This is a genomic window from Myxococcus sp. AB056 (genome assembly GCF_006547365.1).
GTDB lineage: Bacteria > Myxococcota > Myxococcia > Myxococcales > Myxococcaceae > Myxococcus > Myxococcus virescens.
Window position 1 is genome coordinate 1 of sequence record NZ_VHLB01000056.1, and the last position, 26,550, is coordinate 26,550.

General features: G+C 69.0%; 20 protein-coding genes. 10 read left to right on the forward strand and 10 right to left on the reverse strand.

Features of this window, described 5'->3' with window-relative positions; translation table 11 throughout:
* Both FMP39_RS23060 and traC read right to left on the reverse strand, forming a co-directional pair.
* The coding region (locus tag FMP39_RS23060) for a M57 family metalloprotease (RefSeq protein ID WP_141592420.1) at window positions 1–860 on the reverse strand (860 nt) is incomplete at its 3' end.
* Window positions 861–1,157: 297 nt separating this feature from the next.
* Window positions 1,158–2,999 carry an outer membrane exchange accessory lipoprotein TraC gene (traC, locus tag FMP39_RS23065; RefSeq protein WP_194858528.1) on the reverse strand — a complete coding sequence of 614 codons (1,842 nt, stop codon included), beginning with the start codon at window positions 2,997–2,999 and terminating at the stop codon, window positions 1,158–1,160.
* A gap of 441 nt (window positions 3,000–3,440) precedes the next feature.
* Here traC and FMP39_RS23070 point away from each other — a divergent pair, with 441 nt between their 5' ends.
* The 3 genes from FMP39_RS23070 to FMP39_RS23080 all read left to right on the forward strand — a co-directional run bounded on the left by FMP39_RS23070 (window position 3,441) and on the right by FMP39_RS23080 (window position 5,715).
* Entirely contained in the window at window positions 3,441–4,193 is a 753-nt protein-coding gene (locus FMP39_RS23070) for a hypothetical protein (RefSeq protein WP_228558262.1), read from the forward strand.
* 244 nt (window positions 4,194–4,437) lie between these two features.
* Window positions 4,438–4,674: a hypothetical protein gene (locus FMP39_RS23075; RefSeq protein WP_011550925.1), complete on the forward strand. Its 237-nt coding sequence runs from the start codon at window positions 4,438–4,440 to the stop codon at window positions 4,672–4,674.
* 189 nt (window positions 4,675–4,863) lie between these two features.
* Window positions 4,864–5,715: a DUF4202 domain-containing protein gene (locus FMP39_RS23080; protein ID WP_141592422.1), complete on the forward strand. Its 852-nt coding sequence runs from the start codon at window positions 4,864–4,866 to the stop codon at window positions 5,713–5,715.
* A gap of 29 nt (window positions 5,716–5,744) precedes the next feature.
* Here FMP39_RS23080 and FMP39_RS23085 read toward each other — a convergent pair whose 3' ends face one another.
* The 4 genes from FMP39_RS23085 to FMP39_RS23100 form a co-directional block, all read right to left on the reverse strand.
* The gene (locus tag FMP39_RS23085) at window positions 5,745–5,951 is read right to left on the reverse strand and encodes a hypothetical protein (protein ID WP_141592423.1); all 207 of its coding nucleotides are present in this window, start codon (window positions 5,949–5,951) and stop codon (window positions 5,745–5,747) included.
* Between the two features lie 151 nt (window positions 5,952–6,102).
* Window positions 6,103–7,245 carry a HAMP domain-containing sensor histidine kinase gene (locus tag FMP39_RS23090; RefSeq protein WP_228558263.1) on the reverse strand — a complete coding sequence of 381 codons (1,143 nt, stop codon included), beginning with the start codon at window positions 7,243–7,245 and terminating at the stop codon, window positions 6,103–6,105.
* Window positions 7,242–7,700, reverse strand: a complete 459-nt coding sequence (locus tag FMP39_RS23095; RefSeq protein WP_141592424.1) for a response regulator — start codon at window positions 7,698–7,700, stop codon at window positions 7,242–7,244. Before FMP39_RS23095 ends, FMP39_RS23090 begins: the two co-directional genes overlap by 4 nt.
* A 3-nt stretch (window positions 7,701–7,703) precedes the next feature.
* Entirely contained in the window at window positions 7,704–10,232 is a 2,529-nt protein-coding gene (locus FMP39_RS23100; RefSeq protein ID WP_228558264.1) for a PAS domain-containing protein, read from the reverse strand.
* Window positions 10,233–10,965: 733 nt separating this feature from the next.
* On the opposite strand from FMP39_RS23100, the gene FMP39_RS23105 reads away from it, so the two are divergent.
* The 5 genes from FMP39_RS23105 (at window position 10,966) to FMP39_RS23125 (ending at window position 16,327) form a co-directional block, all read left to right on the forward strand.
* Complete coding sequence (locus FMP39_RS23105; protein ID WP_141592426.1) at window positions 10,966–11,274, forward strand: hypothetical protein; 309 nt, start codon at window positions 10,966–10,968, stop codon at window positions 11,272–11,274.
* A 21-nt stretch (window positions 11,275–11,295) separates the two neighbouring features.
* On the forward strand, window positions 11,296–13,104 hold the full coding sequence (locus FMP39_RS23110) for an acyl-CoA dehydrogenase (protein ID WP_141592427.1): 1,809 nt from the start codon (window positions 11,296–11,298) through the stop codon (window positions 13,102–13,104).
* A 57-nt stretch (window positions 13,105–13,161) separates the two neighbouring features.
* A complete protein-coding gene (locus FMP39_RS23115; protein ID WP_141592428.1) occupies window positions 13,162–13,971 on the forward strand; it encodes a hypothetical protein in 810 nt (269 codons plus the stop codon).
* A 143-nt stretch (window positions 13,972–14,114) separates the two neighbouring features.
* Window positions 14,115–14,810: a hypothetical protein gene (locus FMP39_RS23120; protein ID WP_228558268.1), complete on the forward strand. Its 696-nt coding sequence runs from the start codon at window positions 14,115–14,117 to the stop codon at window positions 14,808–14,810.
* A 170-nt stretch (window positions 14,811–14,980) separates the two neighbouring features.
* The gene (locus FMP39_RS23125; RefSeq protein ID WP_141592430.1) at window positions 14,981–16,327 is read left to right on the forward strand and encodes a DUF1615 family protein; all 1,347 of its coding nucleotides are present in this window, start codon (window positions 14,981–14,983) and stop codon (window positions 16,325–16,327) included.
* Between the two features lie 26 nt (window positions 16,328–16,353).
* On the opposite strand, the gene FMP39_RS23130 is transcribed toward FMP39_RS23125, so the two are convergent.
* The 4 genes from FMP39_RS23130 to FMP39_RS23145 all read right to left on the reverse strand — a co-directional run bounded on the left by FMP39_RS23130 (window position 16,354) and on the right by FMP39_RS23145 (window position 21,639).
* Window positions 16,354–17,970 carry a hypothetical protein gene (locus tag FMP39_RS23130; RefSeq protein WP_141592431.1) on the reverse strand — a complete coding sequence of 539 codons (1,617 nt, stop codon included), beginning with the start codon at window positions 17,968–17,970 and terminating at the stop codon, window positions 16,354–16,356.
* Window positions 17,971–18,125: 155 nt separating this feature from the next.
* The gene (locus tag FMP39_RS23135) at window positions 18,126–19,586 is read right to left on the reverse strand and encodes a pitrilysin family protein (RefSeq protein WP_141592432.1); all 1,461 of its coding nucleotides are present in this window, start codon (window positions 19,584–19,586) and stop codon (window positions 18,126–18,128) included.
* On the reverse strand, window positions 19,583–20,992 hold the full coding sequence (locus FMP39_RS23140; RefSeq protein ID WP_194858529.1) for a pitrilysin family protein: 1,410 nt from the start codon (window positions 20,990–20,992) through the stop codon (window positions 19,583–19,585). Before FMP39_RS23140 ends, FMP39_RS23135 begins: the two co-directional genes overlap by 4 nt.
* 101 nt (window positions 20,993–21,093) lie before the next feature.
* The gene (locus FMP39_RS23145) at window positions 21,094–21,639 is read right to left on the reverse strand and encodes a hypothetical protein (RefSeq protein ID WP_186817903.1); all 546 of its coding nucleotides are present in this window, start codon (window positions 21,637–21,639) and stop codon (window positions 21,094–21,096) included.
* A 202-nt stretch (window positions 21,640–21,841) separates the two neighbouring features.
* On the opposite strand from FMP39_RS23145, the gene FMP39_RS23150 reads away from it, so the two are divergent.
* Together FMP39_RS23150 and FMP39_RS23155 are read left to right on the forward strand one after the other, a co-directional pair.
* Entirely contained in the window at window positions 21,842–22,585 is a 744-nt protein-coding gene (locus FMP39_RS23150; protein ID WP_141592435.1) for a phospholipase D family protein, read from the forward strand.
* 19 nt (window positions 22,586–22,604) lie between these two features.
* On the forward strand, window positions 22,605–26,441 hold the full coding sequence (locus tag FMP39_RS23155) for a DEAD/DEAH box helicase family protein (protein ID WP_228558269.1): 3,837 nt from the start codon (window positions 22,605–22,607) through the stop codon (window positions 26,439–26,441).
* The last annotated feature ends 109 nt before the right edge of the window (window positions 26,442–26,550 follow it).

The following is a 26,550-nucleotide window of genomic DNA, read 5'->3' on the forward strand; positions in this document are numbered from 1 at the left end:
CCTTCCGGGGGCGGCGGGGGCGGCGGGGGCGGCTCACCGTTCGGCGTGCCATAGAGCGCCTGGATGCCCTGGATGTCCTTCGCGGTCAGCACCAGGTCGCCGTTCTGGGTGCCGTTGCACTGCGGGTAGTGCATGACGGAGGAGCCGTCGTAGGTGGTCAGCGCACGCCAGTTGCTGTCCTCGAAGCACGCGCCGGACTCGGGGCGGGTGTGCTCGTGACGGAAGCCGAGCACGTGGCCCAGCTCGTGGCGGGTGATGCCCTCCAGCGTCCAGACGCCCAGGGGCTGGAAGGAGCTGGGGTCGAACACGACGTTGCGCTGGGCGCGCGCGTCGCCCGGGAAGAACGCGCGCGCCAGGTACTGGCCACCCGCGTTGATGGGGCTCACGTCGAACAGCACGTTGTTGTTGCTGGCGTTGCAGCTGGCGTCCTGCGCGCTCACGTGAACGAACTTCACGTAGCCAGCGGCTTCCCACGTCGCCGTCGCCGAGGCCATCGCCTGGACCATGCGATTGTAGTTGCTACCGAAGGTGGTGCTCACGCAGTAGGTGAGGTTCAGCTTCTGCGTGTCGCTCCACTTCGCATCTGCCCCGCCCACGCGGTGGACGATGAGCTGCCCGTTCTTGACGTTGTTGTCGTAGAACTCGCGCAGGTGCTTCTCGGTCGCGAACGGCGTGTCACCGTCCGCGATGAAGATGCCCGTCTCCGGCTCCTGATACACCTGGGAGAGGAACTCCTCCCACGACATCCCCTGGCTGAGCGTCTCCTCGGAGGCGGGGGTGGTGCCATCGCTACCGCCGCAACCGGCGAGCAGCGCCAGGCCCGTGAGGGCGCCGACGAACTTGGACTGTGACATGGACATCCTTGTTGGGATGAGTGGTTCGCGGCCGATTAAGCAGCCGCCATGCCAGCATCCAAGCCATCGCCGTCATTCAGGATTTCTGATGGCTCCCTGTTCAACGAGGTGTACCGGGACTCCAAGACCCCGCGGTCATTCGTAAATAGGATTTACACTTTACCCTGAAACGACAGTGCTTCTAAGGGTTTGCCCATAGAGGAATGGCCGACTGAAATTCAGACAGGCCGTCCTGAAAAAAGACACCTTTCGCGGGCCTTCCACATTCTTTTGTCTCAAAAAAAGACGGTGCCAGCGGAAGCCCTACAGCCCCACCAGGCTCTCCGGACGCTTCAGGCCGCGCGCACGGCCCAGCGGCTGGAGGATGTCCTGCGGCGGCGCGTCCGCGGTGAGCAGGAGCGCGCGCACGGCGGTCTCCACCACGTCCTCGGCACCGGGGCGGACCATGCCGCGGCGGGCATCCTCCACGCGCTTGCCGCGGTAGGCGTCGAAGCGCTCCTTCACGCGGCGGGCAACGTCCGACACCGCCTTGTCGCCCACCTCCACGCGCAGCTCCAATTCATTGCGCAGTTGCACCGGGTCCGCGAGCACGCCGTACCGGTCATAGCCCTTGTGCGCCGTGTCCTCGTGCATCACCGCGTAGTCCTGAGTATTGGGCGCGGGCACCTGCTGCTCCTTGATGAGGTCCCGCATCACCGCGGTGACGGAGGCCGTCACGGTGAGCCGGTGGAGCTGCACGTCGAACACGAAGTCCGAATACATGGGCTCCTCCACGGTGATGGGCTCGCGGAAGGTGGCGTCGCGGTGGCGCTGCACCTGCGTGCGCTGGCCCTCGGACTTGTCCAGCGCCTCCTCCAGCGCCTTCTCCTTCTGCAGGGACGCGGCGGCCTTGGCCACCAGCAGCACCTCCTCGGCGACGCACGCCTTGTTGTCGCAGCGTGAGGGGTTGCACTCGCTGGGGAACTGCCCCGGGCCGCTGACCTCGCGCGCGGCCTCGCCGCAATCCTGCAGGGCCTCGCGGCACTGGCGGCGCTCCCGCTCGCGGCAGCGCTCCGCGGCCACGCGCACCATGGACAGCTCCGCCTGCATGCGCAGGTACTCCCGCAGCGCGGCGGCCTGCTTGCGCTCCACGTCCTCCAGGGTGCGCTCGGCCTTCAGGAGCTGGGTCTCGAAGCCGCTGCGGCGCGGGTTGGGCACGGAGCGATTTCCGGCGAGGTAGCGCTGCGTGCGCTGCGACTCCTCCACCACCTGGAGCGGCAGCACCCGCTCCAGTGACAAATCCAGCGCCACGCCTTCGCGGCCCGCCGGGGCCTCCGTCACCACGCGCAGGGGCAGTTGCGTGGGCAGCATCGCCGCCAGCCGGCCGGCCGCCAGCCGCTGCGCCACGTCCGGCGCTCCGGCCCGGTCCTCCACCGGCGAGGCCACCACCAGGAAGGCCACCTCGTCGCGCAGCTTCTGGCGCACGGCCTCGGCCCGCTCCCGCGCCGCGGTGGCGCCCACGCGCTCCTGGTCCGCGCGGACGTAGGCCACCAGCGCGTTGCCCAGCTTGCCGGCCTTCTCCAGGCCCTCACCCGTGCCGAACCAGCGCCGCGCCCAGGCCACCTGCACGCCGTCCACGCCCCGCTTGGCGGCCGCGTGGTCCGGCGCCACCGACAGCACCGCGTCGAACTCCGTGCGCGCGTCCTGCAACCGTTCCGCCTTCAACGCCACGTTGCCCGCCGCCACGCGCGCATCCAGCGTGGCGCCAAGCAGCTCCCGCGCCGAAGCGTTGTCCGCGTTGAGCTCCAGCGCGCGCACCAGGCGCTTCATCGCGCCATCCAGGTCCCCGGAGGCGTGCACGGCGCGCGCATCCGCCAGCACCACCTCGCTCCAGGCCTGGCGCACCTTGCCCAGCTTCACCTTGACCTCGGAGGCCTCCGGGTCCGCCGCCAGCGCGCGCAGATAGGCCGCCTCCGCCTCCGCCCACTTCTGCTCCTGGCTGGCGGCGTCTCCCTCCTTCACCGCACGGGAGAAGGCGGAACAGCCGGACAGTGCCAGCACCAGGGCCAGGGCCAGGGCCCCCAACCAGGGGTGGGACGAAGACGGAGGGAGGCGGGGGCTTCGGGCAGACGCGTTCACACGCGCATCTTCGAGGAAAGCTCCCATCGGGTGAAGACTCCGGACGTCGTCTTGGCCGTCCCCCATCCCGGCAGGCCCCCATCCCCCGGAGGTCTGCCATTGCCAGCCAACCCCACGCTCCCGCCAGGAGCCCTCACCCCCCGTTGCGGCGACAATGTATGTCTGCTTTTCAACGGCCTTGAATTCTTGCGCTGCGGGCTACTCTGCCCCAGAATGAGTCCCAAACGCCCCACCCCCTGGCAAACTCCGCCAGAATTTACAGTCCAGTTGCGATGATTTGCCCTGGCTGTATATATTGACGCATTCATCGCCCTCCCGCCGCATTCCCAACCGGAGCACTCTGGACCCTCCCCCATGGAATCTGTCGCCCGCACCCAGACTTCAGCGCCTCGCCAGGTCGTACGGACCGTGCTTCATGAGGCCCTGGAGAGCAAACTCGGTGGGGAGGTCGTGGTCCGGTCCACCTCCGTGTCCGGACGGATCTTCGTGGTGGCGCGGAAGGTGGCCTGGGCGGTCCTCAACGGGCCGGGGGCGCTCAACTTCTCTTCGGTGCTCATCCGGGAGCGGGTGGTCAGCCGCGAGGACGTCGAGCAGGTGGTGGCGGAGTGCCGGCAGAGCGGGGGCAACTTCTGCGAGACGCTGGTGACGTGGGGCCTGGTTCCCCGGGACACCATGCGAGACCTGCTGCGCCGCCACATGTCGGAGCAGTTGGAGGCCTTGCTGTCGCTGACGGACGCCCAGGCCATGTTCGTTCCGCAGCCGCGCACCTACTCCAGCCAACTGACGTATGGCCTGGATGAGCTGATTTCCACTGTCGCGAAGCCACCCACCCACCCGCTGATAGAAAGCGAAGTCATGGCGAACGTGAAGCAGTCCCTGGAAGAGACGCTGAAGATTGAGGGGGCCTTCGCGGCCTGTCTGGCGGACTCGAAGAGCGGCATGTGCCTGGGCAGCGTTGGCGGCAGCCCGGCCTTCAACATCGAGACGGCGGCGGCGGCCAACACCGAGGTCGTGCGCGCCAAGATGAAGGCCATGAGCATGCTGGGCATCAAGGACCGCATCGAGGACATCCTCATCACGCTCGGCGAGCAGTACCACCTCATCCGCCCGCTGACGGGCAAGGAGGGCCTGTTCCTGTACGTGGCCCTGCACCGCGCCAGCGCCAACCTGGCGATGGCCCGCTACAAGCTGTCCGAGGTCGAGAAGTCGCTTCAGGTGTGAGCCGTCCCCCAGGTGGATGAGCGCCCGCCCGCCAGCCGGGCGGCGCGCCCCACCCCGCCTCGGACGCGCCCAGGTGGATGCGCGCCAGGGCCCCTCCTCGTTAGTGAATGCAGCCCCTTCCTGTTGGCACCCATGAAGTCCGTGCGACCGCACGGCGCGGGTGGCCCCGGACGCGCCGGGAATGACGCGGCGCAATGACAGGTAGAGGAATGACACGTCCCATGAGGGGGGCAAGAGAGGCACCATGTCCTGTCCACAGCCACGACCCACCGAGTTCCGCCTTCCGCTGCGGGCCGAGTCCTTCTCCATCGACGAGCACCGCAACGTGCACTGCCGCTTCTACGGCGGCTGCATCGACGTCGCGGTGAAGAAGGATTGGGATAGCTTCACCTGCGCCAAGTGCCCTCTGTTCCACGAGGACCAGGCCCCGGGCGCCAGCGCATACGCCTTCAACCAGCCCGCGGATCCGGGCCGGCCCTAGCGGTCATCCGCGGACAGGCCCCGGCGGTGCGCGCTCCCATGGGACGAGGGAGCGCCCCACCGCCGGAGCCTCTGTTGACCAGCCCACGCGAAGCCGGGACTCCTGGAGGGAGTAGGCATGCGGGGCTCCTGACGCCAGCTTGGGCCCAACCTGCACGGGCGACTCCTCCGCCTGAAGGGAGAGGCCCCCATGCTGCGCCAGCTCCTGCTCTCCGACTTCCGTTCCGAGGGCCCCGCCGCCGGACATGGCTGGCCACTGGTGCAGCACGCGTTTCCCACCGTGCAGCTCGCGCCCCTGGCCGCCGGGCGCGGGGGCCGCGTGCTCCACCTGGACGCTTCCGAATGGAATGCGCCAGCCTTCGACCCCATCGCCTGGGACGCTCGCGTCTTCGAAGCGGCGGAGAGCACCGAATGGCTGTCCTTGCATCTGGACGGCGCGAGCAGTGAGGCGCTCGTCGTGGCCGCGCTGGAAATCCTCACCCGCTACCAATGTCTGGTGCGGCGCCGCAACGCGGCCTCGGCCACACCGCTCTTCAGCCGGCTGCTGGCGCGGTACCGCTCGCTGCATGATTTGGAGCAGCCCCGGGTGCGCGCGGAGTTCCACCGCGCGGTGGATGCCTGGCAATGGACGCTCCGGCTGCGACCAGATGTGGACCTTCCGCCGCAGGCCGCGGCCTTCTTCCATGAAGGGGAGCAACCCACGACGCCGGTTCGCGCCGACCTCGCGGTGCGGGTGTTGGAGGAGGCCGGCGCGGATGACGCCACCTGCCGGCGCGTGCGGGAGTTGCTGACGCGCACCGCCAACGCGCGGGACGTGTCCCTGTTGGACACCGCGGACGCGCTGTCGTTCTTCTGCCGGGAGGCCTCTGCCTGGTTCCGCGAGGCCCCGCCCGAGCACCGCCGCCGTCAGGTGGCCCGGATGCTCGCGCGGCTGCGGCCCGAACACCTGCGCTGGTTGGGACACATGCGCCTGGCGCCGGCCGTGCGCGGACAGCTCGAGGTCCTGGTGGCCGCCCACTTCCCGGTGGACGGCACGGCCTGAGCTGGACGGCACGCGCGCGGCCTCCCTCGCTACGCCTGAGCGGTCCGGTCCGATGGGCACGCAAAGGCGTTGTCGTTCATCGTGACGTCGCCCGTGATGCCAGCGGCCTGCTGTCGCTCGGTAATCTCGCGCAGATGGCGCTCCTGCTTGTTCCCCATGGCTCCGCCCAGAATCACGCCCATGATGAGGACGGAGAAGATGACGACTCCCAGGATGGCGGCACCAAGGATTTCCATGAGCTGACCCTCGCTTTCTGGGGCCGCGCGCCACGGAGGCGAGCACGGCCACGTTGCCTTCACCCTGGAAAGGTGTGTCGTCCCGCCGTTCACGGCGCTGCTTCCCCGACCGTCCGAGGCAGGGACGTCCGCCCACCCAGCAGGCAGGCGGCTAACGCGAAAGCCTGTCTGGCTTCTCGAAGCGGGGCAGACACAGCCAGAAGCGCGTGCCCTCTTCCGACGTGGACGTCACCTGCACCAGGCCGCCGTGGGCCCGCACGATTTCGTGGGTGATGTAGAGCCCCAACCCCAGCCCGTTGCGCTGCGCGCTGCGCATGTCCTGCGCGCGCACGAAGGGGTCGAAGATGTGAGGCAGCCGCTCCTGGGGAATGGGCAGCCCCCAGTTGTGCACCTCCATCCGGACGCCGCCCTCCACATCGCGCACGGACACGCTGACGGACGTGTCCTCGGGCGAATACTGCACGGCGTTGCCCACCAGGTTGGAGGCCGCCTGGGCGATGCGGTCCGCGTCCCATTCGCCCCAGCCATTGCCGGACAGGGCCAGCTCGAAACGGCGCATGGGGTGCGCCACCTCCAGCTCCTCCACCACCTGCCGCAACACTTCGTGCAGGTTCACCCGGGCGCGCGTCAGCGGGTAGCCGCCGCCCAGCCGGGTGCGCGTGAAGTCCAGCAAGTCGTTGATCATCCGCGCCATCCGGTCCGCGGAGATGGAGATGCGGTTGACGGCCTTGCGCTGCGGCTCCGCCAGCCCGCCGTAGCGCAGCAGCAGGGCCGCGTTGCCGGAGATGGCCTGCAACGGGTTGCGCAGGTCATGCCCGAGGACGCCCAGGAACTGCTCGCGGAACACCGCCGTCTGCCGCGCCGCTTCCTCGCGCTTGAGCCCCTCCTCCACCCGCTTGCGCTCGATGGCATAGCGCAGCGCCCGCACCAGCAGCGGCCCCGTCACCTGCCCCTTCACCAGGTAGTCCTGCGCGCCCTCGTGCACCGCCTGCACCGCCAGCTGCTCGTCGTCCGTGCCGGTGAGCACTACCAGCGGCACCGACGGCGCGGCGTTGAGCAGCAGGGGGATGTTGGCCAGCCCCTGCCCATCCGGCAGCGACAAGTCCAACAGCACCGCGTCCACGCCCGCGCCGCCCAGCACGCGCACCGCGTCCGCCAGCCGCTCCACGTGGAGGACGTCGAAGTGCGCGGTGGCAATCTCCTTCAGCTCCTCCTGGAGCAGCCGCGCGTCGCCCGCGTTGTCCTCCACCAGCAGCAGGCGCAGGGGGCGCCCATCCATGCTCCCGTCGCTCATGAAGCCTCGGGCTTGGGAGGCAGGCGGACGACGGACAACCAGAAGTCGTCGATGGAGCGCACTACGGAAATGAACTGCTCCAGGTCCACCGGCTTGGCGATGTAGCAGTTCGCGTGCAGGTCGTAGGTGCGCAGGATGTCCTCTTCCGCCTTCGACGTGGTGAGCACCACCACCGGGATGCGGCGCAAGGCCGGGTCGACCTTGATTTCCGCCAGCACCTCGCGCCCATCCTTCCGGGGCAGGTTGAGGTCCAGCAGGATGAGGTCGGGCTGGGCGGCGTCCGCATACGCGCCCTGGCGCCGCAGGAAGGCCAGCGCCTCCACGCCGTCGCGCGCCACCGACAGGCGGTTACGCACCTTCCCCTCCTTGAGGGCTTCAACGGTCAACCGCACGTCGCCGGGGTTGTCCTCCACCAGGAGGATTTCAATCGGGCTGCCAGTCGCGTCGTGACGCATGTCTCAAGACTCCGGATGGGACGGTGCGGCGGGCAGCGTGAACCAGAAGGCCGTGCCTTCACCTGGCTGGGACTCCACGCCGATGCGGCCACCATGGCGCTCGACGATTTTCTTGCAGATGGCCAGACCAATCCCCGTGCCCGGGTACTCCGCCTTGCCGTGGAGCCGCTGGAAGATGACGAAGATGCGCTCGAAGTACTCGGGGGAGATGCCAATGCCCCAGTCGCGCACGGTGAAGTGGACCTCTTCTCCCCGCGGCTCGGCGCACACTCGCACCCGGGGCGGCGCGGCGCCGTGGAACTTGAGCGCGTTGCCCACCAGGTTCTGGAACAGTTGCGTGAGCTGCGTCTCGTCCGCGAGCACCGCCGGCAGCGGGCCGTGCTCCACCGAGGCCTGTGTCTCCTGGATGGCCGCCTGCAGGTTCGCGGTTGCCCGCTCCAGCGCCCGTCCCGCATCGCACGGGCGGATGCCCCGGACCCGCGTGCCCACCCGCGAATAGGTCAGCAGGTCCTGGATGAGCCGCTGCATGCGGTTCACGCCATCCACCGCGTAGTGGATGAACTCGTCCGCGTCCGCGTCCAGCTTGCCCTTGTAGCGCCGGCCCAGCAGCTGGGTGTAGCTGGCCACCATGCGCAGCGGCTCCTGCAAGTCGTGCGAGGCCACGTAGGCGAACTGCTGGAGCTCCTCATTGGAGCGCGCCAGCTCCTGGGCGCGCTGCTGCAACCCCTCCTCGGCGCGGCGGCGCTCCACGCCCTGGGCGATGGCGTCCGACACCGCCGCCAGCGCGGCCGCCGCGTCCTCGCCCAGCGGCTCCCTGCAATAGACGCCGAGCACCCCCACCAGCTGCCCACGCACCGTCAGCGGCATGCCCGAGAACGCGCGCACGCCCGCCTCCTCCAACCAGGCGCGGTCCAGGACGCGCGTGTCGTGGGTCAGGTCGTCCACGCGGAGCTGGGTGCGCAGGCGGGCCACCTCGCTCACCATGCTGGGGCCGTCCACCCGGACCCGCATCCACTTGTCGCGCGGCGGCGCGGTGGGGCCCGCGTTCCCCGCCAGCTCCAGGGTGTGACTGTCGCGCGAGTACAGCCACAGCCGCACCGTCTGCGCCCCCAGGTGCGTCACCAGGGCGTCAGCGCAGTCCTGGAGAATCTCCGGCAAGGCGGCCTCGCGAGCCAGGGCGAGGCTCACCTCCGCGCGCAACGCTTCCAGCCTTCGGGCGGCCGCCTCACGTTCCAGACGGCGGGCGGCGTCCTCCACCTGGCGCTGGGCGGAGATGTCCGTGGTGGTGCCCACCCATTCGCGCACGCCGCCGTCCGGATTGAGCACCGGCACCGCGCGCACGCGCACGGGGGTGTAGTGCCCCTCCGGACGGGAGAGGCGGTACTCCGTGTCATAGGGGCGACGCTGCTCCACCGCGGCGAACCAGCTCCGCGCCGCCCCGTCCCGGTCCTCCGGGTGCACGGCCGAAAGCCACTCGTGTCCCCGCCACTGCGCATACGTCCGTCCGGTGAAGGCGCGCCAGGAAGGGCTGTCCTCCTCGATGTCGCCGTCGGGGCGCGTCACCCAGACGGCCTGGGTGGAGGCGGTGACCAGCGAGCGGAAGCGCAGCTCCATCCGCCGCGCGTCCTTGATGAGCCGGGCGTTGTCCAGCGCCACCGCGGCGCGCTCCGCCAGTTGCGTGGCGAGCAGGAGGTCCGCCTGGGCGAAGCGCCGGCCTGACTCCGCGTGCACCAGCGACAGCGCGCCAATGGTGCGGCCTCGCGCTGTCAATGGCACCATCATGGCGGAGCACAGCCCCAGCTGCCGCAAGATGCGCAGGTGCTCCGCGTCACGAGCCCCGGCCACCAGCAGTGCGTCCGGGACATCATTGAGCACCATCGGCGTCCCCGTGCGGATGACGGCCAACACGCCGGAGGGGTCTTCATGGCGCGGCGGGTAGCGCACGCGCAGCTCCTCCGCGTAGCGCACCTTCTCCGGGTCCACGTGGGCCACGCCCACCTGGCGCGTGGAGCCATCCTCGTAGGCGATTTCGATGGCGCACCAGTCCGCCAGCGACGGCACCACCAGCCGCGTCAGCGCCGCGAGCGTGGCCTCGTAATCCAGCGAGGACGACGACAGCAGCGCGCCCGCCTCGGCCAGCACGCGCAGGGACTCCGCGGCGCGCTTCTGCTCCTCGATGTCCGTGCAGGTGCCGAACCATTTGACGATGCGTCCGCTGTCGTCGCGCACCGGGTGCGCCCGTCCCAGGTGCCAGCGCCACACGCCGTCATGCCGGCGGCAGCGGTACTCCACCTCATAGGGTTCACCAGTGCGCAGGGACTCCGCCCAGCGCCGGCCCGCCACCTCCAGGTCATCGGGGTGGAAAGCCAACTGCCAGCCCGCCCCCAGTGACTGCTCGGGGGAGAGGCCCGTATAGGAGTACCAACGGGCGTTGAAGTACTCGTGGTGGCCGTCCGCGCGGGTGACCCAGATGAGCTGGGGGATGCTCTCGAAGAGCAACTGCAAGGCGTCTGCGCCAGGGAGCGCCGGCACCGGGCGCTGGGATTCCGGGGCCGCAGCCGGAGGACTACGGAGGGGGTGCGTCATGGAAGGCACCCGACCTTAACAGCCCGCACGGGCCACACCCTCCTGGCGGGAGACGGCTTTTCAACAGCCGACAGTCCCCAGGCGGGGCGGGTCCCACGCCGGGCGGCCAGGGAGGCGGGCGCGCCAGCCTCCCGTGTCAATGCCCCGCGGTCGCAGATGCCTGTCATTACACGGACAAACCAGACAGCCCCATCGCCCGCCATGCCAAACAGCTCCAGACATCTCCCATATAAAGACATCAAACATGGGAACCATGGCACGCAGGCACAAAACCCTGCCATCGCGACGCAATGAGAGGCGATGGAGGACGTTGGGCATCGGCGTCCGCCCGCTGTACGCGGAGCGGCTGGGAGTGGGCAGGCGGGCAGGCAGGCCCTCTTTGTCCTTGCCGCACTGCCACCCTCCGGCCAGGGAACGAGCAACTCCCACATGGCGGGTTCGGGGGAGGGACACCACCTTCCGCAAGCGGATATCGCCTGAGAGGGATAGGCCGCGTGAGGAGCGTGACACCCCCATGTGGAGCCCATCTCCCCGTCGAGTTCGTCCCGCGCCGTGGCGCGTGCGGGGTGGTACGCGCGCATCCGCGCGGCCCCTGGCGGCCCAGCCAGCGACGTCCCTTCCCCTGGACACACACGCACCGCTGCGCCCCTATCGGGGACGGCCGCATGGCGTGTCCTCCATGACCTGTGGACTGTCGCTCACCGCATTGGGCGGCGCCGGCGTCCAGGTGCTGGGCCCTTCCTGCCTGGAGCGGCTGCGTCGGCGGAAGCGGGGGCACCATCGCTGGTGGCACCGCTCCCAGGAGCCGCTGATGGAGTCCATGGAGACGGCCCTGACCATGGCGCTGCTCGGCGTGTCCGTCCTGCCGCTGGAGGGTGACGACAGTCCACCGGAGGAGTGGACCGCCCGGCCCGACGCGGTGCGCGACATCCGGGACGACACTCCGGACGACGACCTCGATTTCGAGTCTGCCTTCGCGTCCTACTGACGCGCCTGTTAACACCGGGGCATGACGACCGCGCCCCGCCCGAATCCGCTGCTGTCGGACCGCGACGTGGACTTCCAGCTCTACGAGGTGCTGGATGCCACGTCGCTGTGTGCCCTGCCCGCGTTCGCGGAGCACTCCCGCGACACCTTCAGCCTGCTGCTGGACAGCACGCGTCGCTTCGCGCGCGAGGTGCTCTACCCCACCTACCGCGACATGGACGCTCAGCCCCCGTCCTTCCGCGACGGGCGCGTCCACGTCCACCCGCTGATGCGCGAGCTGTACCCGCGTCTGGTGGAGCTGGGCCTGCTCACCGCCACGCGCCCACCCGACGTCGGCGGACAGCAACTGCCGCTCACCGTGCACGCGGTGTCCACCGCCTATCTCATGGCGGCCAACCTGAGCGTCTACGCCTGGCTGGGCCTGACGCTGGGCGCGGCGCACCTGCTGGAGGTGTTCGGCACGCCGGAGGTGAAGGCGACGTTCATGGAACCGATGTACCGGGGCGAATGGACGGGAACCATGGCCCTCACCGAGCCGCAGGCGGGCAGCAGCCTCGCGGACGTGCGGACCCGCGCGACGCCCGCGCCGGACGGCAGCTGGCGCATCCAGGGTTCGAAAATCTTCATCAGCGGCGCGGACCAGGACTTCAGCGAGAACGTGGTGCACCTGACGCTGGCGCGCATCGAAGGCGCGGAGGGCGGCACGCGGGGCATCTCCCTCTTCGCGGTGCCCTCGCGGCGGCCGGAGGGCGGCACGCTGGTGGACAACGACGTTCGCGTGGCGGGCGTCATCCACAAGATTGGCTGGAAGGGCATCCCCAGCCTGGCCCTCAACTATGGCGAGTCGGGTGACTGCCACGGTTGGCTGGTGGGACCTCCCGGCCGAGGGCTGGCGTGCATGTTCCAGATGATGAACGAGGCGCGCATCATGGTGGGCATGAACGGGGTGGCCACCGCGACGGTGGCGTACCACGAGGCCGTGGCCTACGCGCGTGAGCGCCCCCAGGGCCGGCCCACGGGCGTGCGCGACGCCACGCGGCCGCAGACGCCCATCATCGAACACGCGGATGTGCGGCGGATGTTGCTGCGGCAGAAGGCCATCGTCGAAGGCGGCCTGTCGTTGCTGCTCGCCGCGTCGTACCAGGCGGACCTCGCGGGACATGGCCAGGACGAAGCCACGCGCCAGCGCGCGGGCTTGCTGGTGGACCTGCTGACGCCCGTGGCCAAGTCGTTCCCCGCCGAGCGCGGCTTCGAGGCCAATGCGCTCGCGGTGCAGGTGCATGGGGGCTACGGCTACTCCAGCGAGTACCTGCCCGAGGCCTGGTTGAGAGACCAGAAGCTCAACAGCATCCACGAGGGCACCACCGGTATCCAGGGCCTGGATTTGCTGGGGCGCAAGGTGGTGGCCGGAGGCGGCGCGGCGCTCCAGTCCTTCGCGGAGGAAGTGGGCACCACGGTGGCGCGAGCACGCGCGGCGGGCGTGACGCCGGAGTGGGGCGAAGCGCTCGAACAGGCTCTTGCGGAGACCACCACCGTGGTGACGGAGCTGGGCGCGCGTGGCATGTCCGGCGAGGTGGAGTTGATGCTGCGGCACAGCGCGGACTTCCTGGAGCTGTTCAGCGTGCTCGCGGTGGCCTGGCGCTGGCTGGCCCAGGCCGCGGCGGCGAAGGAGGCGCTGGGGCGCGGCGCCCCGGACGCCGACTTCTACGAGGGCAAGCTGGCCGCGGCGCAGTACTGGTTCGCGGTGGAGCTGCCCCGAGTGCCACTGCTCGCCCGGCTGTGCCGGACAGGAGAGGACTCCTACGCGCGCATGCGCCCGGAATGGTTCTGAGACGACGCTCCCGACGATTCTCCTGCATGAATCATTGGAGCTCGTAAGATGTAAAGCGTGACTGTTTCTTTCCACCTGTGCCAGCCCGGTGGAGGCGCGTCGTGCGGAGCCTGCTGCGGCCTCTACAACTTCCGGGACCATTCCCGCCTGGCCGTGGCGGAGCAGCTCTCCATGCAGACGGAGCGGCTGCGCCGCGTGCCCTGGGAAGCCTCGGCGTGGCAGGAAGCCGCCCGTGAGTTGCTGGCGGCCCGGCGCGCCGAGCCCATGTTCTCCGCCGTGCGGGTGTGTCCGCTGCTGGGCTTCCTGGACAACGAGCGCAAGCAGGTAGGCTGCCTGGCCCACCCACTGGTGACGGGCGGAACGGACCTGCGGGACTGCGGCGTGTACCGCTCGTCCGTCTGTGAGACGTTCACCTGTCCCTCGTTCGGTTGGCTGACGGACGCCCAGGCGAAGCTGGTGCAGGTGGCCTGCGCGGACTGGTACCTGTACGGGCTGGTCATCACCGACGTGGAGTTCGTCCGCGGCTGCCTGCGCCTGCTGGAGTGGGAGCTGGCCGGGCCCGCGCGTCCGGAAGTGCTGATGGAGCAGCCGGAGGCGCTCGCCGCGATTCGGCGGATGTTCGCCCTGAAGGAGACGGCGCCGCGACGGGGAACGAATGCCACGGTGTTCGGCCGCTTCAACCGGGACGCCGATGGCGAGCCCGTGCCGCGCACCGTGGACTACGTGAAGCTGGGCGTGCGCGCATCGCCGGAAGACGACGTGGTGCTGTGCCTGGGCTATGCGCCGAAGGACGCCACGGAGCTGATGGGCGCGCGCGAACTGGTGCGCTCACACGTGAAGGCCGTGGCCCGCGCGCTGGCGGCGTGACGAGTGTCCAACTGTCATCGCGAATTTCCAACGCACGGCTCCCACCGAGGGGCCGGCGCACACAGTTTGCATTGGAAGCCGCGAAACGGAACGAGTGGGAACTCGAGGGGCACAGGATGGGAAGCGGATGGGCGTGGGTGGGAATGCTGGGACTCTTCGCGTTGACGACGGGCTGCCGTGAGCGGGAACCTCGGGCGGCGGTGGTCACGCACAGCGGCGTGGAAGCGGACAAGACGGCCAGGGCCATTGAACGCGAGCCCGTGATGGCGGTGAACGGCTCGACAGAGCCCGCGGCGCTCCAGCCCGCGATGGCGGTACAGGAACGGGCGCCCCGGATGAACCCCCCGGCGCGAGCGCCCACGGCCCTGAGCGACACGTCCGTGGCTCCGCTGGAGGGCACACCCGTGCGCGCCCCGGATCCGATGGCGGAGTCCTCCGCGCCGTGGACGCAGCCGCAGGTGCCCCCGAGCCGGGTGATGATTGGCTCCGAGGCGGTCCAGGCCCGGGAGGATGAGGACTGGTACCTGGGCGCGGCGCGCGCGGCGCAGGACGCGACGGTGGAGACAGGCCAGGGCGGCTCGGGCAATACGCCCCTGGAGGACGTCATCATCGCCTCCAGCTCCGTGAACGGGCGCGTCACGAAGGTGAAGCAGAACACCCTCATCGTGAAGGACCGGGAGGGCAGCGTCTACGAGTTGGAGCTGGACCCGCGCAGCCGTGGCCTGCGGCAGGGGCGGAAGGTGCCGCTGCGTCAGCTGCGGGAAGGCACGCCGGTGCGTGCGCAGTTCGTCCTCATGGGTGGCCGCACCGTCGCGCGCGACGTGCAGATCCGCCGCTGAGACAAGCCCGCGCCGTGGTAGGGCCTGCCCACAGGGAGGCCCTGCCCGGCGTCATCACCGCCTGAAGCCCGGTCGCTCGTCCGCACACCGGGCAAGCGCAAGGGCCCCTGGCTTTCGCCAGCGCCGCGCGCCTCCTGAGATATCGGGGCCCAAGCCTCGGAGGCGAGCGCATGCAGGAGCCCATTCCACCGCGGTCCCACACGTCCGGCTGGCGCCGTGCGTGGCGCGGCCTGTGGGTGACACTCACTGCGAAGCCCACCTGGACGCAGGTGCCCCGCCGCGACTCGGGCCCCGGTGCCCACGAGACAACCGCTGTGCGACCGTCCGCACACCGTGGCCGCGCCTGGCTGGGCATGCTGGTGGCACTGGGTTCGATGACCGCATGCGCGCCGCGCGGAGCGGGCTCGGCCCAGCCGTCCATTCCACCACCGCCCCGGCTCTCCGCGTCACAGGTCGCGAAGCTGATGCCGCCACAGCTCCAGGACCGCGAGGGCTGGGCGCGCGACGTGCTGGCCGCGCTGGAGGTGGAGGAGATTGCCCCGTCACCGCCCGCGGTGTGCTCGGTGCTGGCCGTCATCGAACAGGAGTCCGGCTACAAGGTCGACCCGGCTGTCGCGGGGCTTCCGAAGATGGTCCGCGCGCGCCTGGAGGAGCACGCGAACAAGCTGGGCCCCTTGGGCCGCAAGGTCCTGGCGTCGGTGCTGGAAGGCCGGGCGAAGGGCAGCAAGAAGACGTTCGACGAACGGCTGCGCGCGCTGCGCACCGAGCGCGACCTGGACCGGCTCTTCCGCGACATGCTCGCGTACTACGAGAACGAATTCCCGAGCACCTTCAAGGTCGTGGACTTCGCCAGTGGCGTCTTCGCTTCGGGGAACCTGCACGAGTTCAACCCCGTCACCACCGCCGGCTCCATGCAGGTGAGCGTGCGCTACGCGATGCAGAAGGCGGGCGAGGACGCGGACCCGGCCGAGGTGCGCGAGTCGATGTACACCCGCGCGGGCGGCGTGCGCTACGGCACCGCGCGGCTGCTGGGTTACGAGGCCGCATACCCCGAGCCCCTCTTCCGCTTCGCGGACTACAACGCGGGCGTCTATGCCTCCCGCAACGCCGCGCTCCAGTCGCAGGTGAGCCGTCTCACCGGCCACCCCCTGGCGCCCGACGGAGACCTCCAGCTCTACGACAAGCAGGGGCAGCCGCGCAGCGAGGACAGCAAGTCGCTGCTGGCACTGCTCGCCTTCCGTCAGCGCTTCGCCCCGGAGGAGCTCAGCGAGCGGCAGGTGCGCCGCGACGTGCGCAAGGAGAAGGAGCCGGACTTCGAATCCACCGACACGTTCCGCGCGGTGAAACGTGTCTACCAGCGGGAAACGGGCGAATCGCCGTCCTATGCCCAGCTTCCCCGGGTGACGCTCCAGAGCCCGAAGCTGAAGCGGGAGCTGACCACCGCGTGGTTCGCGCGCTCGGTGGACCAGCGCTTCCAGAAGTGCATGACCCGCTACCGCGCGCTGACGGCGAAGTAGCGGGCCCTGGGTTCAGCGACCGCGCCTCACGGCGTGGTGAAGAACGAGCTGAGAGTGTCCGCGCGCGCCTGGGGCAACCGGTCCACGGTGCTGAACGGGAAGCGCTCCATCTCGTAGTACGGAGCCTCCACGGCCGAGACACGCAGGTAGTAGATGCCCTCTGGCGCCAGCGTCCCGGGCGGCAGCCGCACCTGGGTGAGCGAGCCGGGCACGGTCACGCTGCCATGCAGCACGCTGATACGGACATCCTCCCGGAACCGGTAGATGGCAATCCGGTAGGCGGCGGGTGACCCCACCATGGGAGGCAGCCACGCGATGACGGGACTCGCGGAGCCCACCTCACGGGAATCACTGGCGGGCAGACCGTCAATGGTCAGCTCACGCGGCGGAGACACGCGCGGCAGGATGGGCCCTGCGACGAGGCTGTCCAGTCGCTCGTAGGTATACATGTTGCCGGACAGGTAGGCCCAGAGCCCGGAGCCCCCCGGCACCTCCGCTTGGACGCGGAATGAGTACTGCGCTCCGCCCACCATCTCCCACGAGGATGGGAACGGGTTGCCGTACGACAAGCGCCGGGTGAAGTTGAACGAAGTGCCCCGCGGAAACATCAGGGACAGCGCCTCCCCCGAGTACCCCACCCAGCCGTCGCTCAGGCCGTGGGCCGCGGGCATGACGAAGAAGGAGGGGTAGCTGGCCGTGGCGAGCGGGTGCACCGCCTGTGCATACCGGGTGAAGTCCGGCAGGCGCCACTCGATGGGGAACTCCGTCATCGGCACGGGGCGCATGACGCCCGTCAACGGCATGGGGGTGATGCCATCCGGGGCGAAGTCGAACGCCCCCATCTCCACGCTGCGCACCAGGGCCGAATATGCCAGCGGGGTCCCGTCCGGCAGCGTCCCAGCGTCCATCTGGCCGTGCTGGCTCACGTACAGACGGTCTCCCCGGCCAGCCTCGAAGACAGGCAGCGAATAGCCGCTGCTCACCAACACCTCCGCGTTGTTGCTGAGCAGGTGCGTCTGTCCTTCAAGCACCTCGTCGAAGACATTCACGCCGCCATAGAGGTCCACCTGTGCGGACGCGACCTGCAGGCTCGAGCCCGGCTGCGTCAGGCCTCCGTAGGGCACCCATGGCGCCAGGTTGACGAGGTTCACCTGGACGGGCGACCAGAACAAATCACTGAAGACCGTATCGGGACGGCCCAGCCGGTTGCTGCCAATGTCGACGGCGCGCGCGGACGTGACGACGAAGCTGTTGCCCGTTCGCAGGTAGTACGCACCGGACGGGATGCCCGTGAAGCGCCAACCTTCCGGAGACGCCGAGCCCGACACGACGCTGAACGTGTTCCCGGAGGGAACGTAGATTTCAGGAGGATTCGCGGAGAGGTCTTCCTGGCGCTCCGCGACCCCCACCGACGTGTGGAAGCGCGTGGTCTGCGTCACCAACACCACGTCGTCGGAATCACCGGGCTCACCGATGTCGGACCGCGGCTCGTCCGTGCCCGTTCCGTCGCCCGAGGGACGGTCCGTACTCACGGGCGACTGTCCGTCGCCGAAGTCCGAAGCGGAACCCGGTTCGCCACCCGCACAGCCAAGCCAGGCAGCACAGGTGGGCACCAGCAGCAGCGACCAGTGACGCAAACGCATATGACCCCCATGGAGGATGAAGCGCCGAGCACCCTACCGAGGGCCTCTGACATCTCCTGCTGGGCGGCCAGATGGGCTGCGTTCGGGACAGAGGACTCCGCCCCGAAGGCACCGCCGGCCCGACAATGTCCGGGTCCGGCGGTGCGCGGCGAGTCTCAGCGCTTCGCGGGCGGCGCGAAGTGCTTGTCGGAAATCTTCATCTCCGTGACGGTGCCGTACTTGCGAGCCGCCTCCCGGATGTCCGACGCCTTGCCGATGAGGACGAAGGTGAGGTCCTCCGGCGCGGGGAGCTTGCGCTGGATGATGCCGTGCACGCCCTCGCGGGTCGTGGCGGAGACGGCGCTGGCGAAACCATCCACGTCGCTGGCATCCAGGCCGTAGAAGGCCAGCTCCGACAGCTTGCCCGCCACCTGCGTCCCGGTCTCCAGCGTGGGCGGGAACTGCCCCAGCACGTACGACTTCGCGGAGGCGAGCATGGCGTCATCCATGCCGGACTTCCGATAGCCAGCGAGCGTCTCCAGCGCCAGGTCGATGGCGCGGCCGGTGGACTCCGTCTTCGTGTACGAGGCGATGATGACGGGCCCCGGACGCGTGTGACGGATGAACACGGAGTTGGCGCCGTAGCTGAGGCCGGACTTCACGCGCAGCTCCGTGTTGAGCAGCGAGGTGAAGCGCCCACCGAACACCGTCTCCGCGACCCGCACCGAGGCCCGGTCCGGGTCATCGCGGGAGATACCGGTGTTGCCAATCCAGAAGTACGTCTGGGTGGCGTCCGGCTTGTCCACCAGCAGCACGCGCCGGCCCTTGGAGGCGGCGGTGGCGGGCACGGTGGGCGCGGGCGTGGCGGCGCGCGCCCAGCCGCCGAGCGAGGACTCCAGCTTCTTCGCGAGCGCCTTCGCGTCGAAGTCACCCACCACGGACAGGATGAGCCGGTCCGCGCCCAGGTGGTTCTTCGCGTACGCGAGCACGTCCTCGCGGGACAGGCCGGGCAGTGACGCCTCGCTGCCGTTGACAGGCGTGCCATACGGGTGCCCGGCGAAGTGGAAGGCCTGGAAGTACGCGCCAATCAGCATGCGCGGGTCGCCGTCCTTCGCGGCGGCGATCTCCGAGGCCTTGCGCGCGCGGACCTTCTCCAGCTCCTTCGCGTCGAAGCGCGGGCGCGTGAGCATGTCGGTGAGCAGCTCCACCATCAGCCCGGTGTCGCGCGACATGAACTGGCCGCTGATGACCAGGGCCTCCAGGTTGGCGGCCACTTGAAGCTCGCCACCCACGCCGTCCACGGCCTCGGCGAACTGGCGCGCATCACGGCTGCCGGCACCCTTCTGCAATAGCTCGCCGGTGAGCGCGGCCAGGCCTTCCTTGCCAGCGGGGTCGCCCAGGGCGCCGCCGCGCACCCACGCGCTGAACGAGACGAGCGGCAGCTCCTTGCGCTCCACGAGCTGGAGCTTCGCGCCGTTCTTCAGCGTGACGGTGGTGGCCTTGGGGAGCGTCACGCCCTGCTGCGCCGCAGCCGCCGTGGCGGGCTTCGGAGCAGCGGCGGAGCCCTGGGCCGCGGCGGGGACGGAGGACAGCAGCAGCGTGGTGAACGCGGCCTTCCAGGAGAGGGGGGCGCTCATCGCGAGGCCTCCTTGCGGGAGTCGGGGGTGGCGGCCTGCGCGTCGGCGGGCACGAGCCAGCCAACGGTGCGGCGCTGCGAATTGAAGATGCGCGCGGCGACCTTGCGGACGTCGTCACGCGTCACGCGCTCATAGCGGCCGGGCGCTTCGAAGAGCTGACGGTAGTCACCGCGGAACGTCTCCGCGGCGCCCAACGCGCGGCCTCGGCCGTTGTTGGTCTCCAGGCTGCGCCAGAACTGGGACAGGGTGATGTTGCGCGCCTTCTTGAGCTCGGCGTCGCTGACGCCGTCCTTGACGACGCGGGCCAGCTCCTCGGTGAGCAAGCCTTCCACCTTGGCGACGTCGGCACCGGGCGGCAAGTCCGCGTAGACCCAGACGAGCGACGGGTCGAAGCCCGGGCTGAAGTGGGTGTTGACGCGGAGGGCGGCGCGCTCCTCCTCGACGAGGCGGCGGTGCAGCCGCGAGGAGTCGCCGTTGGTGAGGATGCTCAGGAGCAGCGTGAGCGCTTCCACGTCCGCGTCCTTGCCGGAGATGCCGTGGTAGGCCAGCTGGATGAGCGGGGCCTGGGCCTGCTTCTTCACGACGATGCGGCGCTCTCCCTGCTGCTCGGGCTCCTTGGTGCGGACGGGCTCCGGCGCGGGCTGGGAGGGGATGGGCTCCAGGTACTTCTCCGCGAGCGCGAAGATTTCCGCGGGCGTCACGGCGCCGGTGAAGATGAGCGTGGCGTTGTTGGGCGCGTAGTACGTCTTGTAGTAGCGCTGGAGGTCCTCGATGCGCCACGACTCGATATCGGACGGCCACCCGATGACGGGGAACTGGTACGGGTGCGCCACGAAGGCGGTGGCCTGCACCTGCTCCATCAGGGCGCCCATGTTGTCGTTGTCGATGGCGGAGCGGCGCTCCGAGTACACGACGCCGCGCTCGGACTCGGTGACCTTGGGGTCGATGGCCAGGTGCTGGAGCCGGTCGGCCTCGAGGTCGAAGATGACGTCGAGCGCGGAGCGCGGGAACCAGTCCATGTAGACGGTGACGTCCTCGGAGGTGAAGGCGTTGTTGGCGCCGCCGTTGGCCTCCATGACGCGGTCGAACTCACCGGGGCCGTACTTCTTCGCGCCGTTGAACATCATGTGCTCGAAGAAGTGGGACAGGCCGGTGATGCCGGGGTACTCGTTCCGGCTGCCGACGCGGAACCAGTTGTAGAGGACGACATTGGGAATGTCGTGGTCGGGCCAGACGATGACCTTGAGCCCGTTCTTGAGGGTACGGGACTCGATGCCGGCGCCGAGCTTGGGCGCGGCGGACACGGCGGACTTCGCCACCGGCTTGCCGCCCTGCGTCTGCGCACAGGCCACGGGGCCGGCGAGCAGGGCCAGACACGAGGTCCAGAGTAACGACTGACGGAACATCCGTGCTCCTGTCGGAAGAGCGCCCGGAAACGGGCGGCGGCGCACGATATTCCAGTTGCCACCCTCCTGGGTTGACCAGGAGGGGTGGATGACGCGGCGGCTCAGGCGCCGAGCACTTCGCGGAGCACTTCCTGGAAGTAGTTGATGCTGCCCGTGTGCGTCTGGAAGTGCCGGGCGGACTGGTGGAGGCGCTGGATGACGGCCTCGAACTCCGCCTGGCTGACGTCGCGCAGGGACATGTAAAGGCGGACGGCGCCCTGGAGGTGCGAGAAGAGCGGGTTGCGGTCGGTGCCGTCGGGGCGGCGCAGGAGGTGGCGGTAGAGCCGCTCGAATTCCTGGTCCGTCTCGGTGTTGCGCACGGCGCGGCAGTAGCCGGCGGCGGTGGCCTCGATGAGGAGGAAGAAGGGCTGGTACTCCGGCGGCGGCGCCTTGGCGAAGCTGGGGGGCTTCACGTCGCCTACGAAGAGCTGGGAGATGGGCTTGAGCGTCACATGGGCCAACTGCTCGCCCGCGCGAATCTGGACGCGCTCCCCCACCGGACGCACGTGCTTGCCGTCCGCGTCCCACTCCACCGCCACGTACAGGCGCTCGGGCTGGTCCACCTTCACGCCCGCCTTCTCGAGCTCCGCCACTGCGTTCGCGTCCATCTCGTTTCGTTCCTCCAGCTCCCTCTCTACCCTGCTCCGGGCAGCCCGTGCACCCGGCATCGTGGGGCAGCGTCGGGAAGGAGGAGAAACGAGGGCGCCTTTCTTGCGCCCTGGAATTACTGGTATGCCAAGGAACTCCAAGAGCATCTGCGGCCACCGGTCTCCAGCCGCTGTGCGTTACCCCTGATTCCCCGCCCCACCCATGTTCGAGAACTTCTTTCGCTCACGCGATGCCGATGCGCTTGAGGTATTGGGAAAAGTCGACACGGTCCGCCGACTTCACGGCCTCATCGATGAAGCCCAAAAGCACGTCACGCTGATCAGTCCCTACGTCAGCATCGAGAAACTGCGAGACATTGAGCGCAAGATTCGTCAAGCCCTCGAACGGGAGGTAGCCGTGACCCTGGTCATCCGCGAGGGTGACGAGAGCACACGGGGCCCCTCACAGCAAGGCGTGGAACTCCTGGTCAGCCTCATGCAAGCGGGCATGCGCCTGTTCGTCGTCAGGGACCTGCACGCCAAGCTCTACTACTCCGAACGCCACGCTCTCATCACGTCGCTCAACCTCATTGAGTCTTCCTTCAACAACAGCATTGAAGTCGGCATCTGCATCTCAGCCGGTCGCGCCGAGTACGTGAGAATCAGCGAGTTCATCGAGAGCGAAATCACCCCACACCGAAAGGAAGTCCCCTTCAAGCCGGCCACCGAGCCGCGTCGCAGGAGCGCCACGCCCGTCCCCCGGCACGCCACGCAGGGATTCTGCATCCGCTGCCGCGACGCAATCGGCTTCAACCCGGAGAGGCCCTACTGCGACAGCGACTTCAACGTCTGGCGCCGATACAGCGACCCCACCTACGAAGACAACCATTGCCACCATTGCGGCATGGACTTCGCCGCCAGCAAGAACAAGCCCCTGTGCCGTAAGTGCTACGGAATGCTCAGGTAGCCTTCAGCGCCCCGTGACGATGAGCTCCCCGTTCCTGTCAGTCCCTGAATCGCAGTGGGTCGCGGCCAACACGTTCGCTTTCGCCATCCGGGATGGCTTCCCGGTGAGCCCGGGACACACGCTGGTGATTCCCCGGCGGCAGGTCGCGACCTGGTTCGATGCCACGACCGAGGAACAGCGCGCCATCTTCGAGCTGGTGGACGAGGTGAAACGCGGGCTGGATGGCGAGCTGCATCCAGACGGGTACAACATCGGCATCAACGTGGGCGCGGCGGCCGGCCAGACGGTGCTCCACCTGCATGTGCATGTCATCCCTCGCTTCCAGGGCGACATGGACGACCCTCGCGGCGGAGTCCGGCACGTCATTCCAGGCAAGGGCAACTACCTCGCCGGGCGAAACAAGCCCCTGGCCACAGGAGGCCTCGACGACCCGTTCCTGCACCACCTGGAGCCGCTGTTCGCAGATGCGGTGGAGATTTCGGTCCTGGCGGCCTTCGTGCAAGACAGCGGACTGGAGCTGCTGCGCGAGTCCGTAGAAGCCGCGCTCACCCGGGGTGCGACGGTTCGCATCCTCACGGGTGACTATCTGGCCATCACCCAGGCGGATGCACTTCGACGGCTGCTCGACTGGATGGAAGAGGACGCCGCGCTCCAGGCGGAGCCAGGTCGTGGCCGTTTTGAAGCGCGCGTCGTGGAGGTGGAGAAGCTCCAACTCACGTCATTCCACCCGAAGTCCTGGCGCTTCCTTGGCACCGGGCTCGCTGTGGCCTACGTCGGCTCGAGCAACATCTCGCGCGCAGCCTTGAAGACAGGCGTCGAATGGAACCTGCGCGTCGAACGCGACCGGGACCCGCAGGCCTGGAACGAGGTGGTGGACGCATTCGAGGGCTGGTGGAGCCGGGCCTCCCCCTTGGACGCGAACTGGGTCGAGCAATACGCTCGCCGCGCACCGGCGACCCGGCTGCGCCTCCCAGCAGGTGAGGCGGAGCCAGACGCCCCCTTGCCCCGTCGCGAGCCACACAGCCTCCAGCGTCAGGCGCTCGGTGCGCTCGCGCGTGGCCGGCGCGAGGGACGGCAACGCGCACTGGTCGTCCTCGCGACGGGCCTGGGGAAGACCCTGCTCGCGGCGCTCGACGTGGAACAGTTCAGCCAGGAGCGGGGGCGGGCGAGCCGCGTGCTGTTCCTCGCGCACCGGGAAGAGCTCCTCGTTCAGGCAGCGGAGACGTTCCGTCGCCAGCAGCCCCACCTCCGCTTCGGCTGGTACGTGGGTCAACGCGCGCAGCTCGCGGGTGACGTGGTCTTCGCCTCGGTGCAGAAGCTCTCGCGGCCAGAAGACCTTCAGGCGCTCCGCCTCGCGGCCGCGTTCGACTACGTCATCGTGGACGAGGTCCACCACGCCACGGCGGCGAGCTACCGGTCCATCCTCGCCTGCGTGGAGCCGGCGTTCATGCTCGGGCTCACGGCGACGCCGGAGCGCGCTGACGAGGGCGATGTGCTCGGCCTCTTCGATGACCACCTCGCCTGGCGCTCGGACCTTGGAGAAGGCATCCAGGAGGGACTGCTCGCACCGTTCGAGTACTTCGGACTCAAGGACACGGTGCCCTACGAGAACATCCCCTGGAAGAGCCGCCGCTTCGACGTGGCGCTGTTGACCCAGGCGGTTGAGACCGAAGCACGCATGCAGACACTGTGGCGTGCGTGGCAGAAGCATCCCGCCAGCCGCACGCTCGTGTTCTGCTGCTCCATCTCCCATGCCCACTTCGTCCGGCAATGGCTGGGAGGCCGGGGGATTCGCGCCGTGGCCGTCCACGCCGGGGCTGGCTCGGCGGACCGTGCCCAGTCGCTGCGCCAGCTCGCGAATGGCACGCTGGATGCCATCTGCGCAGTGGACCTGTTCAACGAAGGTGTCGACGTCCCGAGCATCGACCGCGTGGTGATGCTGCGCCCCACGGAGTCCCCGGTGGTGTTCCTCCAGCAGCTCGGGCGAGGGCTGCGAAAGGCCGAGGGAAAAGAGCGGGTCATCCTCATCGACTTCGTCGGGAATCACCGGCTGTTTCTCGACCGGCTCCGAACCCTGCTGGCCGTGGGCAAGCCTCCGGTCTCCCTGCGTGACTTTCTCACCTCGGACCGGCAACCCGCGCTGCCTGCTGGCTGCACCGTGGAAGTGGAGCTCGAAGCCAAGGAGATGCTCCGGCACTTCCTCTCCGGAGGGGGGCAGGAGGTCGAGCGTGTCTACCGCGAGCTGCGCGATGCCCGGGGACTGCGGCCCACCATCGGAGAGCTCTACCGTCGTGGGTACTCACCCGCGACGCTGCGCAAGGCGCACCTGGGGTGGTTCGATTTCGTCAAGTCAGAGGGCGACCTGACGGACGACGAGGCTCGGAGCCTCGACAAAGGCCGCGACTGGTTCAAGGAGCTCGAGCTCACGAACATGAGCCAGTGCTTCAAGATGGTCGTAGTGGAAGCGCTGCTCGAAGCCGATGCCCTGGAACAGGGGCTGCCGCTACCCGAGCTTGCCCGGCGATGCCTGGCCATTCTCCAACGCTCCCCCGAGTTGCTCCGGGACCTCGAAGCGGTCAAGTCCCTGGGCGACCCACGGCTCCCGAATCCCGCCCGGTTCCTCACGTACTGGAAGTCGAACCCCGTTGAGGCGTGGACGAAAGGCGGAGGGTGGTTCCGCGTCGAGGAAGAGCGGTTCATCCCTCGCCTTCCCATGGCCCCATCGGCCCAGAAGTCCTTCGAGGCCATGACTCGCGAGCTGGTGGACTACCGGCTCGCACAGTATCGGCGCCGCCAACAGGCTCAGGCGCAGGACTCCGCCTTTGATGCCAGGGTCATCTCGAACAGCCGGGGCCCCATCCTCAAGCTCCCGGAGCGGAGTGCTCGCTCGGACCTGCCTCTGGGAACGACTGCGGTCCGGCTCGACGATGGAGCGCGCTGGCATTTCGACTTCGTGAAGATTGCCGTCAACGTCGCGCGACCTGATGGCGCGAAACAGAATCAATTGCCGGACCTCTTGCGCCAATGGTTTGGCCCCACCGCGGGAATGCCAGGCACGGCCTTTCGCGTCCGGTTCACGCTCGGCTCTGACGGGTGGAGCGCGGCCCCGGCTCAGGCCGAGCCGAGCCCCCTCGCGCCCTGGGGGATACTGGTCGCATTTCCCAGCCTGCGCGCGGCCGCGGGCGCCGTGGAGCACCCCATCTCAATCGACCAGGCTCCGGAGGCGGCGAGGGTCCGCCTTCCAAGCCGAGCGCACGGCGAAGGGCTGTTCGCGGTGCGCGCGTCTGGTGATTCCATGGACGGAGGCCCGCACCCCATCCGTGATGGTGACTGGCTGGTGATGCGCGACGCAAAAGCCGTGGGGGCGGGGCCCCTGGACGGGAAGGTGGCCCTCGTCCAGGTCCCCGACCCAATCACAGGCTTCCGCTATCAGGTGAAGCGGCTCGTCCGGCAAGACGGGCACTGGCTGCTCCGCTCCGACAATCCCCTGCGTGAGTCCTTCCAGGCGGGTGAAGCGACCTCTCCCATCGCCCTGGTCGTCGAGGTCATTCCACCCGAACGGCTGGCACCTCCCCTGGGCACGACGCTCACGGAGGAGCAGCTCAGCTCCCACTTTGGATTGAGCGCGGCGCCCAGAACGGGGCGCCATGAAGGCCACCTGTTCCTGTTCATCAAGGACACGCAAGCCTTCACCTCTCCCGGCCGCCTGGGGCTGCGCGTCCCAGACCACCACCCCAGTGAAACAGCCTTCGTGTTCACACAAGAGACCGCGTCCGGTGGCTGGACCTACCAGGGAGCAGCTGTCTGGCGAGACGATGAAGACCGGTGGGCCCTGGAGCGCCCCAGGTCCGGGTGAGCCTCCGTCCAAGCGCGAAAAAAGGCCTCGCGGCTGCCCAGCAGCCCGGGAAGAGCAGCGCGTAGAGGCTCCAGAGCTCCGACAGGCGATTCTCCACGGGCGCGCCCGT